This window comes from Streptomyces sp. NPDC001270, assembly GCF_042896695.1.
Taxonomy (GTDB): Bacteria; Actinomycetota; Actinomycetes; order Streptomycetales; family Streptomycetaceae; genus Streptomyces.
Window position 1 is genome coordinate 91,852 of the sequence record NZ_JBIAXM010000021.1, and the last position, 23,954, is coordinate 115,805.

Sequence of the window (23,954 nt, forward strand, 5' to 3'; positions counted from 1 at the left end):
GGTCGAAGGGCGTGAAGCATGTGCGCGGGCCGAAGGGCATGAAGTGAGCACTCGGACCGAAGGGCGTGAAGTGAGCGCGCAGGTCGTCGTCGCCGCGCCGGGCGAGCACCGGATCGAGGAGCACACGCCCCGCGCGCCCGGACCCGGGGAGGCGCTGGTCGCCGTGCACGCGGTGGGCATCTGCGGCAGCGACCGGGAGCTGTACCAGGGCAACCGGCCCGAGGGGTACGTCCGTTACCCGCTGACGCCCGGCCACGAGTGGTCCGGGACCGTACGGGCGGTGGGCGCCGGAGTACCCGCGGCGCTGACGGGCCGCAAGGTCGTCGGCGAGGGCTTCCGCAACTGCCAGGTGTGCGACCGCTGCCACGCGGGCGAGACCACCCTGTGCACCGCGGGCTACGAGGAGACCGGCTTCACCCGGCCCGGGGCCATGGCGGCCACCCTCACCCTGCCGGCCCGGCTGCTGCACGTCCTGCCGGACGCGGCCGACCTGACCGCGGCGGCGCTCCTGGAACCGGCCGCCTGCGTGGCCGCCGCCGCGGCCAAGGGCGGCGCCCGGCCGGGCGAGCGGGTCGCGGTGGTCGGCACGGGCACGCTCGGGATGTTCGCCGTGCAGTTCCTGCGGGCGGTCTCGCCCGCGGAGCTGCTGGTGGTCGGCACGGAGCGGGACCGGGAACCGCCGGCCCGGCGGTTCGGCGCCACCGCCTTCCGCACGACGGACGAAGGTCTCCCCGATGACTTCGACGTCGTCGTGGAGGCCGCCGGGTCCGCGTCGGCCGCGCGCACCGCCGCCGCGCTGCTCAGACGCGGCGGGCGCCTGGTCCTGACCGGTATCCCGGCGCCGGGGGCCGACGGCCTCGACCCGACCGGCCTGGTGGTGCGGCAGTTGGCGGTGCACACCGTCTTCGGGGCGCCGCCGGACGCCTGGGCGCACACGGTGCGGATGTTCGGGGCCGGGCTGCTCGACCCGCTGCCGCTGGTCACGCACGAGCTGCCGCTGTCCGGGTTCGCGCAGGCCATCGAGTTGGTGGGGGCCGGCGATCCGCAGGTCGGCAAGGTGCTGCTCCGCCCCTAGGGCCCTGCTGGCGGATCTCCTCGGCGTCGCGGAGATCCACCAGAAGGACCCCGGCCGTCCGCCGGTCCCGGCACGACCGGACGACGCCGAGGCCGCCGTACACCCGGCCCGTCCCCCCAGCCCTCCCCTCGGCCCGTCCCTCGGCCCTTCCCCCGGGCCTGCCCGCACCCTGAGCCGCGAACACCGTCCGACATACCGAACACTAAGGACAGCTTGTGACCGACGCTTCCGCCACGGCGGCCCGCAGGCCCGGTGAGCACGCGCTCGCCGCGCTCGGCCTGGGCGCGCCCGCCCTCGATCCCGCCGACGCCTCCGCCCACGGCTTCCCGGGCGGCGGTCGCTGGCGCACCGAGATCCCCTCGTGCGAGGGTCCCGAGGCGCTGGCGGTCGTCCTCAGGGAGGCCGCGCGGCTCGACGTACCGGTCCACCGCATCAGCCAGGGCAGCGGCGTGTGGATGCTGACCGATGCCGAGATCACCGAGATGGTCGGGGCCACCGCCGAACGCGGGATCGAACTCTGCCTGTTCACCGGCCCGCGCGGCACCTGGGACATCGGCGGCTCGGTGCGCTCCGACTCGCGCGGCGCGGGGCTGCGCGCCCGCGGCCACGACGCGGTCGCCGGCTGTGTCGAGGACGCCGTCCGGGCCACCGAACTGGGCGTCAAGTGCCTGCTGGTCGCCGACGAGGGCGTGCTGTGGACGCTGCACCGGGCGCGCACCGCCCGGATCATCCCCGCCGACACCACGCTCAAGGTGTCCGCGCTGATCGGGCCGGTGAACCCGGCGTCGTACGCGGTCGTCGAGCGGCTGGGCGCCGACTCCGTCAACGTGCCCAGCGACCTGACACTCGACCACCTCACCGAGATCCGCCGGGTGTCCGCCGCGCCGATGGACATGTACATCGAGGCGCCCGACGACCTCGGCGGCTATGTGCGGATGTACGAGGTCGCCGAGCTGATCCGGCGCGGTGCACCGCTCTATCTGAAGTTCGGCCTGTCCAGGGCACCCGGCATCTACCCAGCGGGCGCCCACCTGCGGGACCTGACCCTGGACACCGCCCGGGAGCGGGTGCGGCGCGGCCGGCTCGCCCTCGACCTGCTCGCCCGGCACGGCGCGGACGGCGGCATGGCGCCGCTCGGCTCCCGGCTGCCGGGGCCTTTGCACCGGTTCCCCGTCGAAGGTGCCACTGGATGACAGATGACAGATGACGGAAGCCGGATGTCAGAAGGCGGAAGGCGGAAGGCGGAAGGCGGCTGCGGGTCCGTCGCGGCTGGTCGCTCCCCCAAGTCCTCGGCCCCGCTCGAACAGGAGGAACCCCCGGTTCCCCGTGCCCCTTCGGGGTGCTCCACCGACCTCGCTCGATCCATCTCACCGAAGAGAAGAACAGGGACGATCACCATGCGTACTCGCAGCAGCGCCCTCGCCGCCGTGGCCGGGGCCGCCTCCCTCGCCCTCGCCCTGTCCGCCTGCGGGCAGAACAGCGAGGGCGGCAGCAAGGAGGACAAGGGCAGCTCCAAGGGCGGCACCATCGGCATCGCCATGCCCACCAAGTCCTCCGAACGCTGGATCGCCGACGGCGCCAACGTCGTCAAGAACCTCAAGGCCAAGGGCTACCGGACCAAGCTGGTCTACGGCGAGGACGACCCCGACCAGCAGGTCTCGCAGATCGAGAACCTGATCACACAGGGCGTCAAGGGCCTGATCATCGCAGCCATCGACAACAAGTCGCTGAACAACGTGCTCCAGCAGGCCGCGGACGCCAAGATCCCGGTCATCTCCTACGACCGGCTGATCCTCGGCACGCGGAACGTCGACTACTACGCGTCCTTCGACAACACCAAGGTCGGCGAGCTCCAGGCCGCCTTCATCGTGGACAAGCTCGGCCTGAAGGACGGCAAGGGCCCGTTCACCATCGAGTTGTTCGCCGGGTCGAACGACGACAACAACACCAAGTACTTCTTCAACGGCGCGATGAGCGTGCTCCAGCCGTACATCGACGGCAAGAAGCTCGTCGTCAGGTCCGGCCAGACCGAACTCACCCAGGTGACCACGCTGCGCTGGGACGGCACCACCGCGCAGAAGCGCATGGAGGACGTCCTCACCTCCGCCTACAAGAGCGGCCGGGTCGACGCGGTGCTCTCCCCCTACGACGGCATCTCCATCGGCGTCATCTCCGCGCTGAAGTCCGACGGTTACGGCTCCGCCGGCAAGCCGCTGCCGGTCATCACCGGCCAGGACGCCGAGCTGGCGTCGGTGAAGTCGATCATCGCGGGCGAGCAGACGCAGACCGTCTACAAGGACACCCGGGAGCTGGCCAAGGTCGCCGCGACCATGGTCGACGACGTGCTGAACGGCAAGAAGCCCCAGGTCAACGACGTCAAGACGTACGACAACGGCACCAAGGTGGTGCCCGCCTACCTGCTTCAGCCGGTGAGCGTCGACAAGACCAACTACACGAAGGAACTCATCGACACCGGCTACTACACGGCGGGCGAGCTCAAGTAGTCCGCACGCCGTTCACCCACGGACCGAAAGGGCACGACCATGGCGGGACCCGTCCTGGAAATGCGCTCGATCGTCAAGACCTTCCCCGGTGTCACGGCGCTGTCGGACGTCACGCTGACCGTCCGCCGGGGCGAGGTCCACGCCCTCTGCGGTGAGAACGGCGCCGGGAAGTCCACCCTGATGAAGGTGCTCTCCGGCGTTCATCCGCACGGCAGTTACGGGGGCGAGATCCTCTTCGAAGGCGAGGTGTGCGCCTTCAGGGACATCCGGGCCAGCGAGCGGCGCGGCATCGTGATCATCCATCAGGAGCTGGCGCTGGTGCCGTTCCTGTCCCTGGCCGAGAACATCTTCCTCGGCAACGAACACGCCTCGCGCGGGTTCGTCGACTGGCGGGAGACCCTGCGGCACGCCACCGAGGTGCTGCGCCGGGTCGGCCTGAGCGACCACCCCGAGACCCGGATCTCCGACATCGGCGTGGGCAAGCAGCAGCTCGTGGAGATCGCCAAGGCGCTCTCGAAGCAGGTGAAGCTGCTCATCCTGGACGAGCCGACGGCGGCGCTGAACGACGAGGACAGCGGCACACTCCTCGATCTCATCCTGGAGCTGAAGAACCAGGGCATCACCTCGATCATCATCTCCCACAAGCTGGGCGAGATCCGCCGGGTCGCCGACTCGGTGACGATCCTGCGCGACGGCCGGTCCGTCGAGACCCTCGACGTGAAGGCCCCGGAGACCACCGAGGACCGGATCATCTCCGGCATGGTCGGCCGCGACCTCGACCACCGCTTCCCCGACCGCACCCCGTACGCGGGCGCACCGGGCGCGGCACCGGCGCTGGAGATCCGCGGCTGGACCGTGCGCCACCCGATCGACCAGCAGCGCAAGGTGGTCGACGACGTGTCGATCCTCGTGCGGCGCGGGGAGATCGTCGGCATCGCCGGGCTGATGGGCGCGGGCCGCACCGAACTGGCGATGAGCGTCTTCGGGCGCTCCTACGGCCGGTACGCGGGCGGCACGGTCCGCAAGGACGGCGAGGAGATCCGTACCAGGACGGTCGCCGAGGCGGTCCGGCACGGCATCGCCTACGTCACCGAGGACCGCAAGCACTACGGCCTCCACCTCATCGACACCATCAACCGGAACATCTCGCTGGCGGCGCTGGACAAGGTCGCGCGGCGGGGCGTGGTCGACGAGCACGCGGAACGGCAGGTCGCCGAGGGCTTCCGCGCGTCCATGAACATCAAGGCGCCGACCGTCTTCGAACCGGTCGGCAAGCTGTCCGGCGGCAACCAGCAGAAGGTCGTCCTCAGCAAGTGGATCTTCGCGGGCCCGGACGTACTGATCCTGGACGAGCCCACGCGCGGCATCGACGTGGGCGCCAAGTACGAGATCTACACGGTCGTCGACCGGCTCGCCGCCGAGGGCAGGGCGGTCGTCCTCATCTCCTCCGAACTGCCCGAACTGCTCGGCATGTGCGACCGCATCTACACCATGGCCGCCGGGCGGCTCACCGGTGAGGTGGCGCGGGCCGAGGCCACGCAGGAAGTGCTGATGCGCCGGATGACGAAGGACACCCCGGACAAGGACACCCCGGACGAAGACCGGAAGGCGAAGGACACCCCGGACGGAGAGGTGACCCGATGAGCACGGATATGACCGACAAGCTCCCGGCCCCGGCGCCGCCCGGCAGGGGCGGGGACGCCGCCGGGGGCGGCCTGCTCCGGCTGATGCTGAACGGCCTGCGCCGCAACCTGCGGCAGTACGGCATGCTGATCGCGCTCGGCCTGATCGTGGTCCTGTTCCAGGTGTGGACCGGCGGCGACCTGCTGCTGCCGCGCAACGTCTCCAACCTGGTGCTCCAGAACAGCTACATCCTGATCCTCGCCATCGGCATGATGCTGGTGATCATCGCGGGCCACATCGACCTGTCGGTCGGCTCGCTGACCGCGTTCGTGGGCGCGTTCGCGGCCGTGCTCACCGTGCAGCACGGCGTGGCCTGGCCGGTCGCCCTGGTGCTGTGTCTGCTGGTGGGCGCGGTGGCCGGTTCGGTGCAGGGCTTCCTGATCGCGTATCTCGGCATACCGTCGTTCATCGTGACCCTGGCGGGCATGCTGCTGTTCCGCGGTCTGACGGAGATCTTCCTGAAGGGCCAGACCCTCGGCCCGTTCCCGGACGGACTCCAGAAGCTCGGCAACGGCTTCCTGCCGGAGGTCGGCCCGGACACCGACTACCACAACCTCACCCTGCTGCTGGGCCTCGCGCTGCTGGCCTTCGTGGTCTTCCAGGAGGTCCGGGACCGAGGGCGTCAGCAGGAGTTCTCGCTCGCCGTGCTGCCGCGCAACGCGTTCCTGCTGAAGCTGGTCGCGATCGCCGCGGCGATCCTCGCGGTCACCCTGCTGCTCGCCAGCTACCAGGGCGCCCCGATCATCCTGATCGTCCTCGGGGTGCTGGTGGTCGGCTACGGCTACGTGATGCGCAACGCCGTCTTCGGCCGCCACATCTACGCGATCGGCGGCAACCTGCCGGCGGCGAAGCTGTCCGGGGTCAAGGACAGGAGGGTCACCTTCCACGTCTTCCTGAACATGGGCGTGCTCGCGGCGCTGGCGGGTCTGGTGGTCGCCGCCCGGCTGAACGCGGCCTCGCCGAAGGCGGGCCTGAACTTCGAGCTGGAGGCCATCGCCTCGTCGTTCATCGGCGGCGCGTCCATGAGCGGCGGTGTCGGCACCGTGCTCGGCGCGATCATCGGCGGTCTGGTCCTCGGCGTGCTGAACAACGGCATGAACCTGCTGAGCGTCGGCACCGACTGGCAGCAGGTCATCAAGGGCCTCGCCCTGCTCGCGGCGGTCGGCTTCGACGTGTGGAACAAGCGCAGGTCCGGTTCGTGAGCCGGGCGTGAGCGGTCGCACGGTCGTCGCGGGGGCCGCGGCGGCGGGTCCCGCCGCCGCGGCCGGGCCGGCCCGTCACCGAGCCGCGTCACCACCCGGCCGGGTCACGGGTTCTCCCAGGCCGCCGGGTCCGCCGCCAGCCGGCGCACCGGTGCGGGGAGTTCGGCCGCGGCGAGGTCGGCCAGGGTGACGCCCTCCAGGATCTTGCGGACGTTCGCGCGCAGGGCGATCCACAGGGGCAGCAGGGGCTCGGCGGTGCCGGTGTAGGTGAGGCCCGACGGGCGTTCGCCCCGCACCGAGACGATGGGGCCGTCCACGGCCCGGATGACGTCCGCGACCGTGGTCTGTGCCGCAGGACCGGCCAGCCGGTAGCCGCCGCCCCCGCCACGCCGGCTGGCCACGATCCCGGCGCGTCGCAGGTCGCCGAGGATGCCCTCCAGGAACTTGTGGGGGATGTCCTGTACAGAGGCGATTTCCTCTGCCTTCACCGGGCCGTTACCCTGCCGTGCGGCCAACTCCAGCACCGCCCGTACCGCGTAATCCGCCCGTGCCGAGATCCTCATGGATCCATTGTGGGGCGTACGGCCATGGAGAATGGCCTGACCCGCGCCCCGTAGGATCGCCCGGGAGGAACCCCTTGGCACTCAGCAGACGTACTTTCGGTGCCCTCGCAGGCTCCGCCGCGCTCGGCCTGGCCCTGGGCGGCAGCGGTGGCCCGGGGGCGCTTTCGGCGTACGCGGCACGCAGCGTACCGACCGGGCCCGCGCCGGCCCCGCCGAGCGCCGACCGCCGCCGGCACACCATCGGCTACGACCGCTACTCCCTGCTCGTGGACGGCAGGCGGCTCGTGGTGTGGTCCGGCGAGATGCACCCGTTCCGGCTGCCGAGCCCGTCCCTGTGGCGCGACGTCCTCCAGAAGATGCGGGCGCACGGCTTCAACACCGTCAGCGTCTACGTCGCCTGGAACTACCACTCCGCCGCCCCCGGGCACCACGACTTCGGCGGCGTCCGCGATCTGGACCTGTTCCTGCGCACGGCCGCCGAGACCGGCCTGTACGTCATCCTGCGCCCCGGCCCCTACATCAACGCGGAGGTCGACGGCGGCGGCTTCCCCGGCTGGCTCACGGTCACCGAGGGCGTGGCGCGCACCGACGATCCGGTCTACCTGTCGCACGTCGACGCGTGGTTCACGGCCGTGAACCGGATCGCCCGCCGGCACCAGTTCACGGACGGCGGCGGCACGGTCCTGCTGTACCAGATCGAGAACGAGTACGACGCCCACGTGGGCGAGCCGGCCGGCCGTGCCTACATGTCCCACCTGTACCGGAAGGTGCGGGCGGACGGCATCGACGTACCCCTCTTCCACAACGACAAGGGCCGCGACGGCGCCTGGGTCCCCGGTTCGTTCGACACCGGCGGGGAGCGGGGCCGCTGGCTGTACGGCTTCGACGGGTACCCGGCGCCGGACCGTACCCCGCCGGACTGGGGACGCTACGGCACCGGCGGGCCCACCGGGGGCGCCTCCGCGAGTCCGCACACGCCGGGTTTCGTGCCGGAGTTCGGCGGCGGCTGGTTCGACCCGTGGGGCGGGGTCACCTTCGACGGCAAGGGGTACGCCGAGTCCCGGCGGACCCGGGACGAGTCCTACGAGCGCCGCTTCCACCTCACCAACCTGGCCAACGGCCTGACCCTGCACAACGTCTACATGACCTTCGGCGGCACCTCCTGGGGCTGGCTGCCCGCACCGGCGGTCTACACCTCGTACGACTACGGGGCGGCCATCGACGAGGCCCGCAACGTCACGGGCAAGATCGTCCCGATGCACCAGCTCGGCCATCTCCTCGGGCGGGTCCCCGACTTCGCCAAGCTGGACCGGGCGGCGGACGTCAGGGCGAAGGGCCTGAAGGTCTACCACCTCACCAACCCGGACACCGAGGCCCATGTGTACGTGGTGCGCAACGACGGGACCGAGGAGGTCACCTCGACCGTGCCGACCGCGGCGGGCGGCCTGGAGGTCACCGTCCCGGCCCGCGACGCCCGGCTGCTGGCCACCGGACTCTCCCTGGGCAATCGGACCCTGCGGTCCAGCACCGCGCAGCCCGTGTTCCGGCTGAACACCGGGCGGCAGGACATCGCGCTGTTCACCGGCCGGGGCGGCGAGATGGCGCACCTCGTGCTGGACTGCCCGAGCGAACCGGTCGTCAACCGGCTGGACCCGGACGGCGCCTGGGCGTACACCCAGGGTGCCCTGCACGTGTCCGTGCCGCTCGGCGCCGGCGGGCTCACCCGGGTGCTGGTCGAGGGCGGCGAGAGCGACACGCCGCTGCTGCTCCTGTTCGCCGACGACGCGACGTCCGTACGGCTGTGCCCGTACGACACCCCGTCCGGGACGGTGCTGGTCTACGGCCCCGAGCTGCTGCGCGAGGTCACGCTCGACGGCTCCGCGGTGCGGCTGACCGGCGACACGGTCGAGGAGAGCGGCCTGGAGGTGTGGGGGCCGCGCGGGGTGGCCACCGTGGCGTGGAACGGCCGGCCGGTGCGCACGCGCGTCACCCGGTCCGGCAGCCTGATGGCCGAGGCGCTGCTGCCGGCGGTACCGGACATCGCGCTGCCCGAGCTGGGCGGCTGGCGGCGGAAGGCGGAGAACCCCGAGGCCGCGCCGGGGTTCGACGACTCGGCGTGGCAGGTGGCCGACAAGCGGTCCTCGCACAGCACGACGCCGGTGCCGGCCGGGCAGCCGGTGCTGTTCGCGGACGACTACGGCTTCCACTACGGCGACGTCTGGTACCGGGGGCACTTCGACGGCGCGGACGGACTGGAGTCCGTGTCCCTCTCCTACAGCACCGGCACCCAGGGCATGCTCATGGCCTGGCTGGACGGTGAGCCGCTGGGCGTGCACCGGATGCCGGTGCCGGACGCCGGCACGGCCCGCAAGGGGACCTGGACGGACACGGCGGTGCTCGACCTGTCCGCACTGCCCGGAAAACGGGCCGAGCGGCTGCGCGAGAAGCTGGCGGCGCCCGGCGGGCATGTGCTGTCCGTGCTGGTCCGCCGCATGCAGCACGACATGGACGGCAGGGCCCAGGACACCCACAAGGCGGCCCGCGGGCTGACCGGGGCCGCCTTCGAGGGGGCCGCGCCCACGGTGCGGTGGCGCGTCCAGGGCGCGCTCGCGCCGGACCCGGTGCGCGGGCCGATGAACCACGGCGGGCTGTACGGGGAGCGGGAGGGCTGGCACCTGCCCGGGTTCGCGGACGGCGGCTGGCAACGGGCCGACCTGCCGCACACCGGCCGGAAGCAGGGCGTGACCTGGTACCGGACGACGTTCCGGCTGTCGGTCCCCGGCGACCTGGACGCCTCGGCCGGGCTGGTCCTCCAGGACGACCCGGCCCGCGCCTACCGCGTGCAGATCTTCCTGAACGGCTGGAACCTGGGCCAGTACATCAACGACGTCGGCCCGCAGCACACGTTCGTGCTGCCGGGCGGCATCCTGAACACGCGCGGCAGCAACAGCCTGGCCCTGGCCGTCCTGTCCGACGGCACCACGGACTCGGGACCGGGCGAGGTGCGGCTGGCGCTGCTCGGCCGCGCGGCCGGAGGAGTGCCGGTGACTCCGGTGGCCTCACCGGGCCGCTGAGGTCACCGGGGTCACCGGGGTCACCAGGGTCACCAGGGTCACCGGGGTCACCGGGGTCACCGGGGTCACCGGCCGTCGCTACCCCGCGAACGCCGGCTGCGGAAGGCCCTTGCCCGCGGCCGGGAACACCAGCAGTGACCCGGACAGCGGGTGCGGTCGCTCCAGTCCGGTGCGGGCCGTCGTGACGTACAGGTCGGTCAGGTCCGCGCCGCCGAAGGCACAGGCCGTCGGACGGGCCGTGGGCAGGGGGAGGACGCGGTCCAGCGCGCCGTCGGGCGTGTAGCGGCGTACCGCCGCGCCGTCCCACAGGGCCACCCACACACAGCCGTCGGCGTCGACGGCCAGCCCGTCGGGGAATCCGGCGCCCTCCTCGACCTCGGCCAACGGACGCCGGTCCGTGGCCTGTTCACCGTCGAAGTCGAAGACGTCGATCCGCCGGGTGGGGGTGTCGACGTAGTACATCAGGCGCCCGTCGGGGCTCCAGCCCGTGCCGTTGCTCACCGCGACGGACGGCAGGACCGTGCGGACCGCACCCGTGCCGGTGACCCGGGACAGCGTGCCGCCGCCCGGCGCCCCGTCGTAGCGCATCGTGCCCGCCCACAGCGCGCCGTCGGGCGCCACCGCGGCGTCGTTCCCGCGGCGGCCGGGCACCGGCTCGTGGTGCAGCCAGCGGAAGGCGCCGTCCGGGTCCAGCAGGCCGATCCCGTCCCGGAGGTTCAGCACCAGGCCGCCGCCCGCGCGCGGCTTCACGGCGCCGACGTGCTGCTCCGTCGTGCGGACCGTACGGCGGCCGGAGGCGGGATCGTAGCCGTGGACCCGCATGCCGAGGATGTCGATCCAGATCAGGCGGCCCGTCGCCGCGTCCCACGTCGGTCCCTCGCCGAGCGTCGCCTCGGCCCGCACCGCCACCTCGTACCCCGTCATGCCGCCCTCCGGTGACCCAGGCGCTCCGACAGTTCAACCGCGCCCTCGGCGGCCAGCTGCGCCAGTTCGGCCAGCCGCTCGTCGCTCCAGCGGATCATGGGTACGGAGATGGACAGCGCGGCGACCACCTGGCCGGTGCGGTCGCGGACCGGGGCCGCGACACAGCTGACGTCCGGATTGGACTCGCGGTTCTCCACCGCGACGCCGCGTTCCCGGATCGCCGCCAGTGCCTCGCGCAGCGCGCCGGGATCCGTGATGCTGTCGGGGGTCATGGCGACCAGTTCGGCCCCGTCCGGAATGCGCGCGGCCAGCTCCGGCTGGGGCAGCGAGGCCAGCAGCATCTTGCCGACCGAGGTGCAGTGGGCGGGCAGTCTGCGGCCGGCCGCGGACACCATGCGCACCGCGTGCGTGGAGTCGACCTTGGCGATGTAGATGACGTCCGTGCCGTCGAGGATCGCCACGTGCACGGTCTCGTCGCAGGTCTCGGCGACCGCGCGGGCGACCTGCTGGCCCTCGGCGGCGAGGTCGAGCCGCTCGGCGTAGTGGCTGCCGAGCTGGTAGGGACGCACCCCGAGCCGGTACTGTCCGGGCTGTCCGGGTACGGGCACGATGTACTGGCGGGCGGCGAGCGTGGTGACCAGCTCGTGCACGGTGGTGCGCGGCAGTCCGAGCCTGCGCACGATGTCGGGGGCGGAGAGCGTCCCGTCCCCGTCGAGGAAGAGCTCCAGTATGTCGAGAGCCCGGGTCACGGCGGGTACGAGGCGTCCCATCCTCCGGCCCCCTCCCTTGATCAGCGCCCGCGTTCGTTCGAGATTTCAACAGGCGATCGACATGACGAACAAAGGCTAGTCATGGGGAGTTGCCCCGGCAACGGGTGTGTACCCGGCCGGTGAGCGACGATGGTTCCCATGCCGTCCTCCGCCAAGCGTCCCACCGCCCCCTTCACCCCGCTCGACTTCCAACTGGTGCTGTTGCGCCGGATGGCCGACCACAACCCCGGTCTGGTCGAGGACGCACGGCACGAGCTGGGCGTGTCGATCGCGGACATGCGGGAGGCCAACAAGCGCTGGCAGGCGATGGTCCGCTCCCCCAGACCGCGCGCGGCGGCCGGCCGGTACCGCTCGGTGCTCGGCGCGCCGGAGTCGGAGGGCAAGCGGACCGTCGGCGACCTGGAGTGCGCGGTGTGGCGGTGGCCGGTCCCGCTCTGGCCCGACCTGCGCTTCGAGGTGCTGGTCGCGGCCACCGGCGCGGTCTGGAACGAGTGGCTGGTCCGCGCGCCGGGCGCCGCCGCGCCGCGCCTCGCTGTCCTCGACGACCTCATCCCCTGGTCGTGCACGGTGGACGAGGCGGCCCGCGCCTTCGCCCCGGTCCGCCCCCTGGAGGGCACGGCGCCGACCCGCTGGGGCCTCGCCTTCGCGGCCCCCGACGCGGGCGGCGTACGGCACGAGGTCGTCGCCGAGTTCACGTGGGGGTTGTTGCAGAGGACTGCCGTCGTGGGGGAGTGACGGGGACTGCCGTCGTGGGGGCGTGACGGGGTCGTAGGTCGGGTGCGGGTGTGTTGTGGCTGGGCGCGCAGTTCCCCGCGCCCCTGTGGGGCGTTGCCGCAACCGTCCGGCAGTAGTCAGCCGGGGGCAACCCCGACAAGGTCGTAAGTCGGGTGTGGGTGCGTTGTGGCTGGGCGCGCAGTTCCCCGCGCCCCTGTGGGGGCGCCCACCGCAACGTCGGCGGTGTTCAGCCGGCCGCCGCCGCGACCATCGCCGTCGCCACCTCCGGCAGTGATGCCGGGTGCAGGAAGAGGAAGAGGTTCGGCTCGACCAGTTCCAGTTCCATCACTCGGGGTTCGCCGTCGTCGCCGTCGACGAGGTCCACGCGCGCGTACAGCAGCTCCGGCGTGTCCGGCACGGCGGCCAGCGCGCGCCCGGCTACGGCGAGTTCGGCCGGTGTCGGCGTCCACGGCTCCAGGTCGGGATGGGCCACCTTCTGCGCGTCGTACGCCGTGCCGGGCGACAGGACGGCCCGCTTGCGGCTGGCGTGCAGCAGTCGGCCCGCGAAGAACTGGAGGGCGCGCTCGCCGCCGACGTCGATGCCGCGGACGTAGGGCTGCACGATCGCGGTCAGCCCCTCCTCGTGCATCCGGGCCAGCTGCCGCAGGGCCGTCGCACGCTCGCCGGGCGCGTACCGGGCGACGTACCGGGCGCCCGCGCCGAAGGTCGGCTTCACGACGAACTCGTGGTCGTCGGGGAGCACGGCGGGATCCCCGGGCGCGAGGTAGCGGGTCGGCACGACGGGCACCCCGGCCGCCGCGAGGTCCCCCAGATACCGCTTGTCGCTGTTCCAGCGCACGACGGCGGCCGGATTGGCCAGCCGGGTCGCCTTCCCGGTCCGCTCCGCCCACGCCACGAACTCCGCGGCTCGCCAGCTGTAGTCCCAGGTGGAGCGGATGACGGCGAGGTCGAAGGCGCTCCAGTCGACACCGGGGTCGTCCCAGTGCACGGCGGCGGCCTCGGCCCCCGCGTCCGTCAGCGCCCGTATCAGGAGCGGCAGGTCGCGGTCCCGGTTCGGCTCGGTCCCGGGGTCGTAGGTGACGAGTGCGATGCGGGGCACGGCGGGCTCCCTCGGCGTACGGGCTGCTGACGAACCGCAGGCTAACCGCCGCGACCGCAACCATGGCAACGGGTTTGACCTTCCCCCTCGGTGAAGCCACAGCATCGATGGCGGGACGACGAGGAGCACGTACCGGGGGTGGAGCATGGAGATGCTGACGATCGGTGCCTTCGCGAAGGCCAGCCGGCTCTCGCCGAAGGCGCTGCGCCTGTACGACGAACTGGCGCTGCTGCGCCCCGCGCGGGTCGATCCGCACACCGGCTACCGGTACTACGCCGTCGGGCAGTTGGAACAGGCACGGCTGGTGGCGTGGCTGCGCCGCCTGGGCATGCCGCTCGCCGGCATCCGTGAGGTCTGCGCGCTGGCACCGGCCGAGGCCGCCCGGGAGATCCGCGCCCACTGGGCGCGGGTGGAGGCGGAGACAGCCGTACGGCGGGACCTCGCCGCGTTCCTCGTCGACCACCTGACCGCAGCGTCGAGGAAGGACACCATCATGCTGGAACTGCGTTATTCCGCCCATTCCGACATCGGGCGGGTGCGGCCCGCCAACCAGGACACGGCGTACGCGGGCGCCCGGCTGCTCGCCGTGGCCGACGGGTGCGGGCCCGCCGGGGCGCGCGCGAGCAGCGCCGCCGTGGAGGCGCTGAAGTTCCTGGAGAGCACGGAGCTGCCCGCGGGCAGCGTCCTGAACCTGCTGGAGGACGCCGTCGACGGCGCGCGCCGGGCCGTCGAGGACGTGGCCGCCGGGGCACCGGAGGCCGGTACCACGCTGACCGCGCTGCTGCTGACGGGCTCGCGGCTGGCCCTGGTGCACATCGGGGACCGCGTGCCTATCTGCTGCGCGACGGCGGCCTGTTCCGGATCACCCACGACCACACCGTGGTCCAGTCGATGATCGACGAGGGCCGGCTGACCCCCGAGGAGGCCACCGCCCACCCGCAGCGTGCCCTGCTCCTGAAGGCGCTCGGTACCGGTGGGAGTGCGGACCCGGACCTGAAGCTGCACGACGCGCTGCCCGGGGACCGGTACCTGCTGTGCTCCGACGGCCTGACCGGGGTCGTACCGGACGGCCGGATCGCGCACCTGCTGGCCGCGGCGCCCGCCCCGGACGCGGCGGTCCGCGCCCTGATCACCGAGGCGAACGCCACGGGCGGCCCGGACAACGTCAGCTGCGTCGTCGCCGACGTGGCAGAGGCGGAGACGGCGGCCTGATCCTGCGCCGGCCGGCGGGCTTGGCGAGCGGCGGACCGGGTGAGCGGGCTCCCCGCCGGGCGGCCAGACCCGTGGAGGGCGGGCCTGGCAAGCGGACTCCCCGCCAGGCGGCCAGACCCGTGGAGGGCGGGCCTGGCAAGCGGACTCCCCGCCAGGCGGCCAGACCCGTGGAGGGCGGACCTGGCAAGCGGACTCCCCGCCAGGCGGCCAGACCCGTGGAGGGCGGGCCTGGCAAGCGGACTCCCCGCCTGCCGGGCCGCGTGCCTCCGCGTCCGCCGATCCGACCGGATCCCGCGCCGTCGCCCCACCGCCGTCGGCCTGATCCTCTACCGTCGGGAGAACAGGTGGGTCCGGAGCGCCGTGCCGGTGCTCCCCGACGGCTAAGGAGTGCGTCTCGTGTCCTCCCTCTTTCCGGCCCTGGCGGACCGTCCGGGCGAGCGGGTCGCCCTGCGGTTCGGCGCGCGCTCGCTGACGTATGCCGAGTTGGGGGCCGCCGCGGGCGCCGTGGCCGCCCGGGTCCGCGGCGCGGGCCGGGTGGCCGTGTGGGCGACCCCGGAGCTGGAGACGGCCGTCGCGGTGCCGGGCGCCCTGCTCGCCGGGGTGGCCGCCGTACCGCTGAACCCGAAGTCCGGGGAGCGGGAACTCGGCCACATCCTCTCCGACAGCTCCCCCTCCCTGGTGCTGGCCGCGCCCGGTGCCCGGCTCCCGGCGCCCCTGGACGGCCTGACCCGGATCGACGTGGACGCGCACGGCGGCGGCGACGTCCCCGAGGACCACGCCACGGCGGAGGACCCCGCGCTGATCGTCTACACCTCAGGCACCACCGGCCCGCCCAAGGGCGCGGTGCTGCCCCGCCGCGCGCTCGCCACCACCCTGGACGCGCTGGCCGACGCCTGGCAGTGGACCGCGGACGACGTGCTGGTGCACGGACTGCCCCTGTTCCATGTGCACGGGCTCGTGCTGGGCGTCCTCGGCCCGCTGCGCCGCGGCGGCTCGGTGCGGCACCTGGGACGGTTCAGCACCGAGGGCGTGGCCCGGGAGCTGAACGACGGCGCGACCATGCTGTTCGGCGTGCCGACCATGTACCACCGCATCGCCGAGGCCCTGCCCGAGGATCCCGGTCTCGCCAAGGCACTGGGCCGCGCCCGGCTGCTGGTCTCCGGCTCGGCCGCGCTGCCGGTGCACGACCACGAGCGGATCGCGGCCACGACCGGGCGCCGGGTGATCGAGCGGTACGGGATGACCGAGACCCTGATGAACACCAGCGTGCGGGCCGACGGGGAGGCCCGCGCGGGCACGGTCGGGGTGCCGCTGCCGGGCGTGGAGCTGCGGCTGGCGGAGGAGGACGGCACCGTCCTTTCCGCGTACGACGGGGAGACCGTCGGCGAGATCCAGGTGCGCGGCCCGAACCTGTTCACCGAGTACCTGAACCGGCCCGACGCGACGGCCGCCGCCTTCACCGCCGACGGCTGGTTCCGCACCGGCGACATGGCGGTGCGGGAGCCGGACGGCTACGTCCGGATCGTGGGGCGCAAGGCCACCGACCTGATCAAGAGCGGGGGTTACAAGATCGGGGCGGGCGAGATCGAGAACGCGCTGCTGGAGCACCCGGGGGTGCGGGAGGCGGCGGTCACCGGGGAACCGGACGTGGACCTGGGCGAGCGGATCGTCGCCTGGATCGTCCCGGCGGAGGCGCAGTCGCCGCCCGCCGCCGAGGAGTTGGCCGACCACGTGGCCGCCCGGCTGGCCCCGCACAAACGGCCGCGCGTGGTCCGCTACCTCGACGCGCTGCCCCGCAACGACATGGGCAAGATCATGAAGCGGGCGCTGTCGGCCGATGTCTGAGCGGCCGTCGGCGCGGGAGGTGCTGGCGCTGGTCACGGACGAGGACACCTTCCGTGAGCTGCCCCACGGCACCCGGCACGCACCGGCCGACGGACCGCTCGGCTGGCCCGGCTACGACGCCTCGCGCGCCCGCGCCGCCGCGCGCACCGGCGAGGACGAGTCCGTCGTCTGCGGCACGGCGGACGTCGGGGGCACCCGGGCCGTACTGATCGCGTTCGAGTTCGGCTTCCTCGGCGGCTCCCTGGGCGAGCGCACCGGTGACCGCCTGGAGTCGGCGTACCGGCACGCCCGTGCGCACCGGCTGCCGGTCGTGCCGCTGATCGCCACCGGCGGCAGCCGGATGCAGGAGGGCATGGTCGCGCTGGCCCAGCTCCAGCGGGTGGCCCGGGAGTCCGCGCTCACCCGGGCGGCCGGTCTGCCGCAGCTGGCGGTCCTGCGGGACCCGACGACCGGCGGCGGCTGGGCCACCCTGGGCGCCGGGGCCGACGTGGTCCTCGCGCTGCCGGGCGCCCAGGTGGGCTTCGCGGGGTCCCGGGTCCGGCCCCCGGACGCGGATCCGTCCGCGTACACGGCCGAGGCGCAGGTGGCGGCGGGTTCGGCGGACGCGGTGGTACGGCCCGAGGAGCTGCGGGAGACGCTGGGGCGCTGGCTGCGGCTGCTCACCACGCCCGCGCCGCAGGCCCCCGCACCCCGCGCCCTGGGCCGCGCCGGCCTCCCGGCCACCGGGTGGGCGGCGGTCGGCGGTGCCCGCGCCCCCGGACGCCCCCGCGCCCACGCCTACCTGGACGCGTACTTCGCCCACCGGGTCGCTCTCGGCGGCGACCGCGCGGGCGGTGCGGATCCCGGGGGCATGCTGTGCGGGTTCGGCGAGCGGGACGGCCGCGGCGTGGCGTACGCGGCGCAGACGGGGGTGGCGACCCGGCCCGCCGGGTACCGCACCGCGGCCCGGCTGATCCGGCTCGCGGACCGGCTCGGCATACCGGTGCTGACGCTGGTGGACACGCCGGGCGCGGCCAACGACGCGGAAGCGGAACGGCAGGGGGCCGGCGCCGCGATCGCCGAGGTGTTCGCGGCGGTGGCCGCCGCCCGGGTGCCGATCACCACGCTGGTCATCGGCGAGGGCGGCTCCGGCGGGGCGCTCGCGCTGGCCGCGCCCGGCAACACCTGGGCCACGCCGGACAGTTACTTCTCGGTGATCGCCCCCGAACTCGCCGCGGCCATACTCAAGCGCCCGCCCGAGGAGGCCGAGGCGACCGCGGACCAGTTGCGCATCCGGCCGCAGGATCTGGTGGAGCTGGGCGTGGTCCGCGGCGTCGTCACCGCCGCGGACCACCCCGGGCCCTGAGCTACTTCACGGCCACCGCCCGGACGATCTCCTGGGTCACCGATCCGCCCTGGTCGTCGCGGGCCGTGGCGCGCAGGGAGACATGGACGGCGTCACGGGGCACGGTCAGTGTCCCGTGCCGGGCGGCCCCCGGGCCGGCGGTGAGCGCGACCGGCCGCCAGGTCGTGCCGTCGTCGTACGACACGTCGAGCGTGCCGCCGCCGAGCCTGCCGGTGCCGGCCGCGCCCGCCACGTACGCGGCGCCCAGCCGCACCGGCACCCGGCCGCCGGCCACCCGGCCCGCGAGATCGGTGCCGACGTCGAAGGAGAGGTTGATCAGCGGGAGGCCGGTCCAGCGGTCCTCGGGGGTGGCCGCCGACCTGAAGGTCCACTCGGCGTGGCCCCGGGTGGCCCGCCCCCAGCGCCCGGCGTCCAGGGCGGTGTCGGTGACGACCTTGTACGTGTGCTCGTCGGCGGGCGCGTCCGTCACGTAGGCGGCGGAGCCCTGCCGCCGGTCCACCTCGGCGCCGTCCAGGTACACCGCGGTCTCCTGGGTCATTCCGGAGCCGTCGCTCCACACGTCGCCGAAACCGGTGTGGTCCGGTCCGGAGTCGCCCCACCCGGGGGTGTTGAACTGGAGCCGGCCGCCGGACCGCTGCTGCCCGAAGCCGAGCCCGGTGCCCAGCCACGGGTGCCACACCGGGCGGAACCAGTTCAGCGCGGTCCGGGACCCGCCCGGGTAGCTGACCAGTCCGCCGCGTTCCTCCAGCGCGCCGCCGGCGGCGGTCACCGACTCGTGCCACTGCTGCCCGGGACCGGTGGAGACGTGGTCGGTCCGTTCGGCGGGCAGGTCGACGCGCTCCTGGAAGCCGAGGCCGATGGGGAAGGCGTCGGTGATCGAGTACCGGAACTCGCCGCCGTCGCCCGGCTGTACGGCGTGGAACCTCACGTCCAGCGTGGCGAGCCCGCGCCCGGACGGCGCGTAGGTCAGGTCCCGGTCCGGGACGGCACCCCGGTGGCCCTCCGAAAGGTCGTACACGTAGGGCGAGTTGCGGGTGCCCGTCATGTCGACGCGGCCGGCCGCGCGCAGTTTCGCGGCGTCCGCGGCGTTCACCGTGGCGATCTGCAGCGGCCGGTCGGCGTTGTCGTCCGTGCCCCACCAGGCCATCAGCCGGCCGGGCAGGTCGTCGGTGACGAACAGCGCCTCGGCGCCCGCGTCCTGCGCGGCGCAGGCGAGCGCGGCCGGGTCTCCGCCGTCGGCGAGCCGGGCGAGCACGGCCTTGCCCGCCACCCCGCGCTCCCCGGTGACCGGACCGTCGCCGACGTCCACCAGCGGCAGCCTGCTGCGGCCCTCGATCAGGGTGCCGCCCGACTGGACGGTGGCCTCCCCGAGCCCCTTGACGTCGAGCGACGGCCGGGCGAGCCGCCACACCGTCCGGTACTCGAAGCTTCCCCGGGTGACCGGTGCGGTGGGCGCGGCGAAGACGCTGTCGTACGTCAGCGGCACCTGGACCGCGCCGAACAGGTCGGCGCCGTCCGCCTGCCGGTCGTACTCCATGGTCAGCTGGCGGGTCTCGGTGCGGTCGGGGACCTCGGTCCGCAGCTCGCGCAGCGTCCGCCCGTCCAGGGTGACGTCCCGGTCCCGGTCCAGGGTGATCTCGGGGGCGGCGAGGAAGCCGAGGCCGAGCGAGTCGGCGCCGTGGCTGCCGCGCACGTCCAGGAAGGAGGTCAGGGCGTACGTGCCCGGCTGGAGCCGCAGCTCCAGGGTGCCCGAGGCGCCGACCCGGACCGGTACCGCGTCGGTGCCCTCGGCGAGCCGCCGCACGGTGAGGTCGGCGGCGGCGGGCCCGCCGTCCCGGTCCTTGACGTGCACGGTGAGCGTGTACCGCTCGCCCTCCTTGACCAGCCCGAACACGGTGTGCGCGACCGTGTCGCCGGTGGCGTCGACGGCCGTGATCTGCCCGCTGGTGGTGCCGACCGGAGCGCCCGCGCCGTCGCCGGTCACGGTGGTGGACGCGGTGCCGTGCGCGGGGACGGTGAGCGTGCTGTCGGCGAGGGAGACGACACCGTCCGGCGCACCGCGCACGGAGAGCTTCAACTCTGCTTCACGGTCCGACGAGTTGGCGTAGGTGACGGTCCTGGTAACGGGCTTGTCCGCCGGGTAGGGCCAGCGGTAGAAGCCGAGGTCGGCGCTGCCGGTGGCGGTCACCCCGGCCGCCACCGCGTCGGGCACGCTCAGCCGGCCCGCGCCCAGTACGTAGGCGGACGCGTCGAGTTGCCGGGACGTCGACATCAGCGCGTCCTTCAACCGCGCGCCGCTCCAGTCGGCGTGCTCCTGGGCGAGCAGCGCGGCCACCCCGGTGACGTGCGGGACCGCCATCGACGTACCGCTCATGGAGGTGTAGGAGCCGCTGCCGGGGGCGAGCCCGGAGCGGGCGGCGAGGATGTCGACGCCGGGCGCCGAGATGTCGGGCTTGAGGGCGTTGTCGCCGTAGCGGGGGCCGGCGCTGGTGAAGTAGGCGGTCTGGTCGGCGGAGTCGACCGCGCCGACGGTCAGGGCCGCGTCGGCGGCGCCGGGCGAGCCGATGGACGAGGGCGTCCCGGTGTTTCCGGCCGCGACGACGAACAGCGTCCCCGTCTCCTTCGACAGGGCGTCGAGGGCCTGGGCCATCGGGTCGGTGCCGTCGCTGGGCTCGGTGGAGCCGAGGCTCATCGAGACGATCCTGGCGTGCACGTCCCGGGCCGCCCACTCCATACCGGCGATGATCTGGGACTCGCTGCCCGAGCCCTGGTCGTCGAGCACCTTGCCGACGGCGAGGCCGGCGCCCGGGGCGACGCCCTTCTCCCGGCCGTCCGAGGCGGCCCCGGTGCCGCCGACGGTGGAGGTGACGTGGGTGCCGTGGCCGTTGCGGTCGGCGACGTCCTCGCCCTCGACGAAGCTCTTGCCGGTGGTGATCCGGTCCTTGAGGTCGGGGTGGTCCGGGTCGACCCCGGAGTCGAGGACGGCGACGGTGACGCCCTGGCCGGTCAGCCCGGTGTCCCAGGCCGCCGACGTGCCGATCTGGGCGTTGCTCTCGGCCAGGTCGGCCGTGACGCGCCCGTCCAGCCAGACCTTGTCGATCCCGTCCTGCGCGGTGAACGCCCGCCAGAAGGTCCGTCCCTTGTCGGCCCGGACGGCGGCGCCGCGCAGGCTCGCCAGGTTCCGGGTCCGCTCGGCGCCGTGGGGCGTGGCGATCCGCGCGCCCTCGTCGTAGGTGATGATCAGCGGCAGCGCGCCGGTACCGGAGTCGGTGAGCCCCTGCCGGATCAGCCCGCTGACGTCGAACAGCCGCCGGTCCAGGGCGCGCGTGCGCAGATAGGGCACGGCCTCGTCCGGTACGACGCTGATGTCGCCGTCGCTCGACTGGGTCCGCACCGCCCCGGTGGCCCCCGCCGGCCGCTCCACGGTCACCGTCTTCTTCCCCTGGCCGAGGTCGGTGACGGTGACCCGGTCGCCGGTGACGAGGGTGACGGTGTTCGCGGCGGTGGCGGCGTGCGCGGCCGGGGCGGCGTCCGGGGCGTGCCGGTCCGCGTCGGCGGCCTGCCGTGCGCCCGCCGGGGCCGTCGCCGACAGGGCGATCACGAGCCCGGCGGACAGCAGGGTGGCACCGCGTCCGACTGGTCCTCTGGTCATCCACGCCTCTTCTCGTTCGCGTGCGTCGAGTCGTCCGTGCGCTACGGGTGTCGTACGTGCGTGCCGAGTGCTGTGAAGAGTCTCACGGGGCTTGTGTCACCGGGGTATTGACGGGTGCCGACGGAAATCTGCCCTGGCAGGTTCCCGCCATTGGCGGCACCCGCCGGGCCGAACCGGGGACGCCCCGCGCGCCGTCCACGACAATGAAGCCGTACGGGGATGCCAGTGCGGAGGATCCTGCACGAGGATGCCGGTACGGAGGACCCTGCACGGGGAGTCCGGCACAGGGAGTCCGGCACAGGGAGTCCGGCACGGGACGGGAATCCGGGGGGCGGCGGTCGGTATGGCCAGGCTGGTGGAGTTCGAGACCGAGGACGGTGCGGTGGTCGTCGTGGAGACCAACGACGCCGGTCCGCCCGGGACCCGGCTCGTGGCCCGCGGTGACGGCCCCGCGGCCACCGCCGCCCGCAGCTTCGAGCAGGCCCTGACCGGCGTGCGCGCCGCGGCCCAGTCCGCGCTGCGGATCTTCCGGGACGGCGCGCTGCGGCCCGACTCCGTGGAGCTGGAGTTCGGGGTGAAGCTCACCGCGGAGGCCGGGGCGATCATCGCCAAGGGGACGGCGGAGGGGCAACTGGTCGTCCGCCTGAACTGGTCGGCCGACCGGACGCCGCCCACCGCGCCGGAGCCGGAGCCGACGCCGGAGCCGGAGCCCGGCCGGACGGAACCGTGACCGGCGCCCGGCAGGCCGCGCCACAAGCGCCCGGCCGGACCCGCGGCTCAGCCGGACCGGCCCGGACCGACCCGAACCGGTCCCGCCGAACGGGCCGAACCCACGAAACCCACGAGCCCCACGCAACCCGCGACAGCCGCGACAGCCGCGGCAGCCGCGAAACCCACCGACCGCCTGCTGACCACGGAATGTCCGCCCGGCGCGACGCGACGCGCCCGTCAGATCCGCCGGACCCCCCATTCAGCGGTGCCCCGCCCGGCCCCCTCCAGAAGGCATCGGTCCGATCGGCCGCAGAGGATACGTAAGAGGCCCGCCGTCCGGCGGCACCGCCACGGCCTGCGCACCCAGGAGGATCTGCCGTGACCGTCAGCCTGGAGCAGTTGCGCCGCTGCCACTTCGCCGTCGACCTGGGCGCGGCCCGTACCCGCGTCTACGTCAAGGGCGCCGGCCTCGTGGTCGACCAGCCGTCCGCGGCCGCCGTGAACACCCGCAACGGCGCGCTCATCGCCGTGGGCGAACTGGCGGAGAAGATGACGGGCCGCACCCCCAGCTACATCCGCGTCGTACGGCCGGTCTCCGGCGGCACCGTCGTCGACATCGAGATGGCCCAGCGGATGCTGCGCCACCTGCTCGGCGACAAGATCCGCCGGGCCCTGCGCCGCAAGACCCGGCTGCGCGCAGCCGCCTGCACCCCGCACGACGCCGATCCACTGGCCCAGCGGGCGACGGTCGAGACGCTCGTCGGTCTCGGCGCCCGGCGGGTCGAACTGGTGGACACGCTGATCGCGGCGGCCGTGGGCTGCGGGCTGCCCGTCGAGCGCCCGCAGGGCACGATGATCGTCGTGTGCGGAGCCGCCGCCACCCAGGTCGCCGTCCTCTCGCTCGGCTCGATCGTCACCGCCGAGCGGATCCCGGTCGGCGGCGAGGCGGTCGACAACGCGATCGTGCAACACCTGCGGCTCCAACACGAGTTGATGCTGCCCAGCCAGTCGGTACGACCCCTGCAACTGGCCCTGTCCGGCAACGGCCTCACCCCGCACGGCCCGGAGTCGACCGAGATCCACGGCCGGGACGTGGCCACCGGCCTCGCGCGCAGCGTGCGGGTCGACACCGCCGCCGTGCGCGACGCCATCCAGACCCCGCTGACCGCCGTGCTCGACGGCATCGGCAAGGTGCTCCGGGGCTGCCCGCCCGACCTGGTCGCCGACCTGGTCGACGTGGGGATCGTGATGGTCGGCGGTTCGGCGCTGCTCCCCGGCCTCGACAAGATGCTGCGGGACGCGACCGGGATGCCGGTGAACATCGCCGAACGGCCCGACGTGTGTGCCGTCCAGGGCATCGGCGCCATGCTGGAGGGCAAGATCGAACCACTGATCCTGGACCCCCTGGCCGCCTGAACCGGCCGCCGCATCAGGGCCGCCCAGCGCACCACGACCGACCGCCGCACCACGGCCAGCCGCCGGACGACCGACGGCCCCCTTCCTCGGGACCTTCTCTCAGAACACCCGTCAGTACGGCAGGATGCGCCCCGAAGGGGTCCT

General features: G+C 73.6%; 16 protein-coding genes and 1 pseudogene. 12 read left to right on the forward strand and 5 right to left on the reverse strand.

The features are described 5' to 3' along the window. Positions 1-70: 70 nt before the first annotated feature. The 5 genes from ACFY2B_RS30535 to mmsB all read left to right on the forward strand — a co-directional run bounded on the left by ACFY2B_RS30535 (position 71) and on the right by mmsB (position 6,464). Entirely contained in the window at positions 71-1,075 is a 1,005-nt protein-coding gene (locus tag ACFY2B_RS30535; protein WP_390766351.1) for a zinc-binding dehydrogenase, read from the forward strand. Positions 1,076-1,290: 215 nt separating this feature from the next. Then, entirely contained in the window at positions 1,291-2,268 is a 978-nt protein-coding gene (locus tag ACFY2B_RS30540) for a hypothetical protein (protein WP_390766295.1), read from the forward strand. 204 nt (positions 2,269-2,472) lie between these two features. Continuing rightward, complete coding sequence (chvE, locus tag ACFY2B_RS30545; protein WP_390766296.1) at positions 2,473-3,579, forward strand: multiple monosaccharide ABC transporter substrate-binding protein; 1,107 nt, start codon at positions 2,473-2,475, stop codon at positions 3,577-3,579. Between the two features lie 39 nt (positions 3,580-3,618). After that, positions 3,619-5,223, forward strand: a complete 1,605-nt coding sequence (mmsA, locus tag ACFY2B_RS30550) for a multiple monosaccharide ABC transporter ATP-binding protein (protein WP_390766297.1) — start codon at positions 3,619-3,621, stop codon at positions 5,221-5,223. Then, positions 5,220-6,464 (forward strand): multiple monosaccharide ABC transporter permease, encoded by a 1,245-nt coding sequence (mmsB, locus tag ACFY2B_RS30555; protein WP_390766298.1) that lies wholly within the window; start codon positions 5,220-5,222, stop codon positions 6,462-6,464. Before mmsA ends, mmsB begins: the two co-directional genes overlap by 4 nt. A 104-nt stretch (positions 6,465-6,568) precedes the next feature. Here mmsB and ACFY2B_RS30560 read toward each other — a convergent pair whose 3' ends face one another. After that, a complete protein-coding gene (locus tag ACFY2B_RS30560; protein ID WP_390766299.1) occupies positions 6,569-7,027 on the reverse strand; it encodes an RrF2 family transcriptional regulator in 459 nt (152 codons plus the stop codon). Positions 7,028-7,101: 74 nt separating this feature from the next. On the opposite strand from ACFY2B_RS30560, the gene ACFY2B_RS30565 reads away from it, so the two are divergent. Further along, positions 7,102-10,101, forward strand: coding sequence for a beta-galactosidase (locus tag ACFY2B_RS30565; protein ID WP_390766300.1), 3,000 nt, complete (start codon positions 7,102-7,104; stop codon positions 10,099-10,101). A gap of 78 nt (positions 10,102-10,179) precedes the next feature. Here the strand turns inward: ACFY2B_RS30565 and ACFY2B_RS30570 are convergent, their stop codons facing one another. Both ACFY2B_RS30570 and ACFY2B_RS30575 read right to left on the reverse strand, forming a co-directional pair. Continuing rightward, positions 10,180-11,025, reverse strand: a complete 846-nt coding sequence (locus tag ACFY2B_RS30570) for an SMP-30/gluconolactonase/LRE family protein (RefSeq protein ID WP_390766301.1) — start codon at positions 11,023-11,025, stop codon at positions 10,180-10,182. Then, complete coding sequence (locus ACFY2B_RS30575) at positions 11,022-11,795, reverse strand: IclR family transcriptional regulator (protein WP_390766302.1); 774 nt, start codon at positions 11,793-11,795, stop codon at positions 11,022-11,024. Before ACFY2B_RS30575 ends, ACFY2B_RS30570 begins: the two co-directional genes overlap by 4 nt. 129 nt (positions 11,796-11,924) lie before the next feature. Between ACFY2B_RS30575 and ACFY2B_RS30580 the strand changes: the two genes are divergently transcribed. Beyond that, positions 11,925-12,530: a hypothetical protein gene (locus ACFY2B_RS30580; protein ID WP_390766303.1), complete on the forward strand. Its 606-nt coding sequence runs from the start codon at positions 11,925-11,927 to the stop codon at positions 12,528-12,530. Positions 12,531-12,756: 226 nt separating this feature from the next. Here ACFY2B_RS30580 and ACFY2B_RS30585 read toward each other — a convergent pair whose 3' ends face one another. Next, complete coding sequence (locus tag ACFY2B_RS30585) at positions 12,757-13,629, reverse strand: RimK family alpha-L-glutamate ligase (protein ID WP_390766304.1); 873 nt, start codon at positions 13,627-13,629, stop codon at positions 12,757-12,759. Positions 13,630-13,774: 145 nt separating this feature from the next. On the opposite strand from ACFY2B_RS30585, the pseudogene ACFY2B_RS30590 reads away from it, so the two are divergent. The 3 genes and pseudogenes from ACFY2B_RS30590 to ACFY2B_RS30600 all read left to right on the forward strand — a co-directional run bounded on the left by ACFY2B_RS30590 (position 13,775) and on the right by ACFY2B_RS30600 (position 18,031). Further along, positions 13,775-14,841 (forward strand): annotated as a pseudogene (locus ACFY2B_RS30590) (MerR family transcriptional regulator). Positions 14,842-15,237: 396 nt separating this feature from the next. Next, a complete protein-coding gene (locus tag ACFY2B_RS30595) occupies positions 15,238-16,686 on the forward strand; it encodes an acyl-CoA synthetase (RefSeq protein WP_390766305.1) in 1,449 nt (482 codons plus the stop codon). Further along, a complete protein-coding gene (locus ACFY2B_RS30600) occupies positions 16,679-18,031 on the forward strand; it encodes a carboxyl transferase domain-containing protein (protein ID WP_390766306.1) in 1,353 nt (450 codons plus the stop codon). The genes ACFY2B_RS30595 and ACFY2B_RS30600 overlap by 8 nt, the downstream gene beginning before the upstream one ends. A 1-nt stretch (position 18,032) precedes the next feature. Here ACFY2B_RS30600 and ACFY2B_RS30605 read toward each other — a convergent pair whose 3' ends face one another. Beyond that, positions 18,033-21,683: a S8 family serine peptidase gene (locus ACFY2B_RS30605; RefSeq protein ID WP_390766307.1), complete on the reverse strand. Its 3,651-nt coding sequence runs from the start codon at positions 21,681-21,683 to the stop codon at positions 18,033-18,035. A gap of 343 nt (positions 21,684-22,026) precedes the next feature. Between ACFY2B_RS30605 and ACFY2B_RS30610 the strand changes: the two genes are divergently transcribed. Together ACFY2B_RS30610 and ACFY2B_RS30615 are read left to right on the forward strand one after the other, a co-directional pair. Continuing rightward, complete coding sequence (locus ACFY2B_RS30610) at positions 22,027-22,413, forward strand: CU044_2847 family protein (protein WP_390766308.1); 387 nt, start codon at positions 22,027-22,029, stop codon at positions 22,411-22,413. Between the two features lie 359 nt (positions 22,414-22,772). Next, entirely contained in the window at positions 22,773-23,810 is a 1,038-nt protein-coding gene (locus tag ACFY2B_RS30615; RefSeq protein WP_376531589.1) for a rod shape-determining protein, read from the forward strand. The last annotated feature ends 144 nt before the right edge of the window (positions 23,811-23,954 follow it).

What these genes read in the sequence shown, in the direction of transcription:
- ACFY2B_RS30580 (WP_390766303.1), top strand. Translation starts at nt 11,925, where the DNA reads ATGGTTCCCATGCCGTCCTCCGCCAAGCGTCCCACCGCCCCCTTCACC.
- ACFY2B_RS30560 (WP_390766299.1), bottom strand. Translation starts at nt 7,027, where the DNA reads ATGAGGATCTCGGCACGGGCGGATTACGCGGTACGGGCGGTGCTGGAG.
- ACFY2B_RS30570 (WP_390766301.1), bottom strand. Translation starts at nt 11,025, where the DNA reads ATGACGGGGTACGAGGTGGCGGTGCGGGCCGAGGCGACGCTCGGCGAG.
- ACFY2B_RS30605 (WP_390766307.1), bottom strand. Translation starts at nt 21,683, where the DNA reads ATGACCAGAGGACCAGTCGGACGCGGTGCCACCCTGCTGTCCGCCGGG.
- chvE (WP_390766296.1), top strand. Translation starts at nt 2,473, where the DNA reads ATGCGTACTCGCAGCAGCGCCCTCGCCGCCGTGGCCGGGGCCGCCTCC.
- mmsB (WP_390766298.1), top strand. Translation starts at nt 5,220, where the DNA reads ATGAGCACGGATATGACCGACAAGCTCCCGGCCCCGGCGCCGCCCGGC.
- mmsA (WP_390766297.1), top strand. Translation starts at nt 3,619, where the DNA reads ATGGCGGGACCCGTCCTGGAAATGCGCTCGATCGTCAAGACCTTCCCC.
- ACFY2B_RS30600 (WP_390766306.1), top strand. Translation starts at nt 16,679, where the DNA reads ATGTCTGAGCGGCCGTCGGCGCGGGAGGTGCTGGCGCTGGTCACGGAC.
- ACFY2B_RS30575 (WP_390766302.1), bottom strand. Translation starts at nt 11,795, where the DNA reads ATGGGACGCCTCGTACCCGCCGTGACCCGGGCTCTCGACATACTGGAG.
- ACFY2B_RS30610 (WP_390766308.1), top strand. Translation starts at nt 22,027, where the DNA reads ATGGCCAGGCTGGTGGAGTTCGAGACCGAGGACGGTGCGGTGGTCGTC.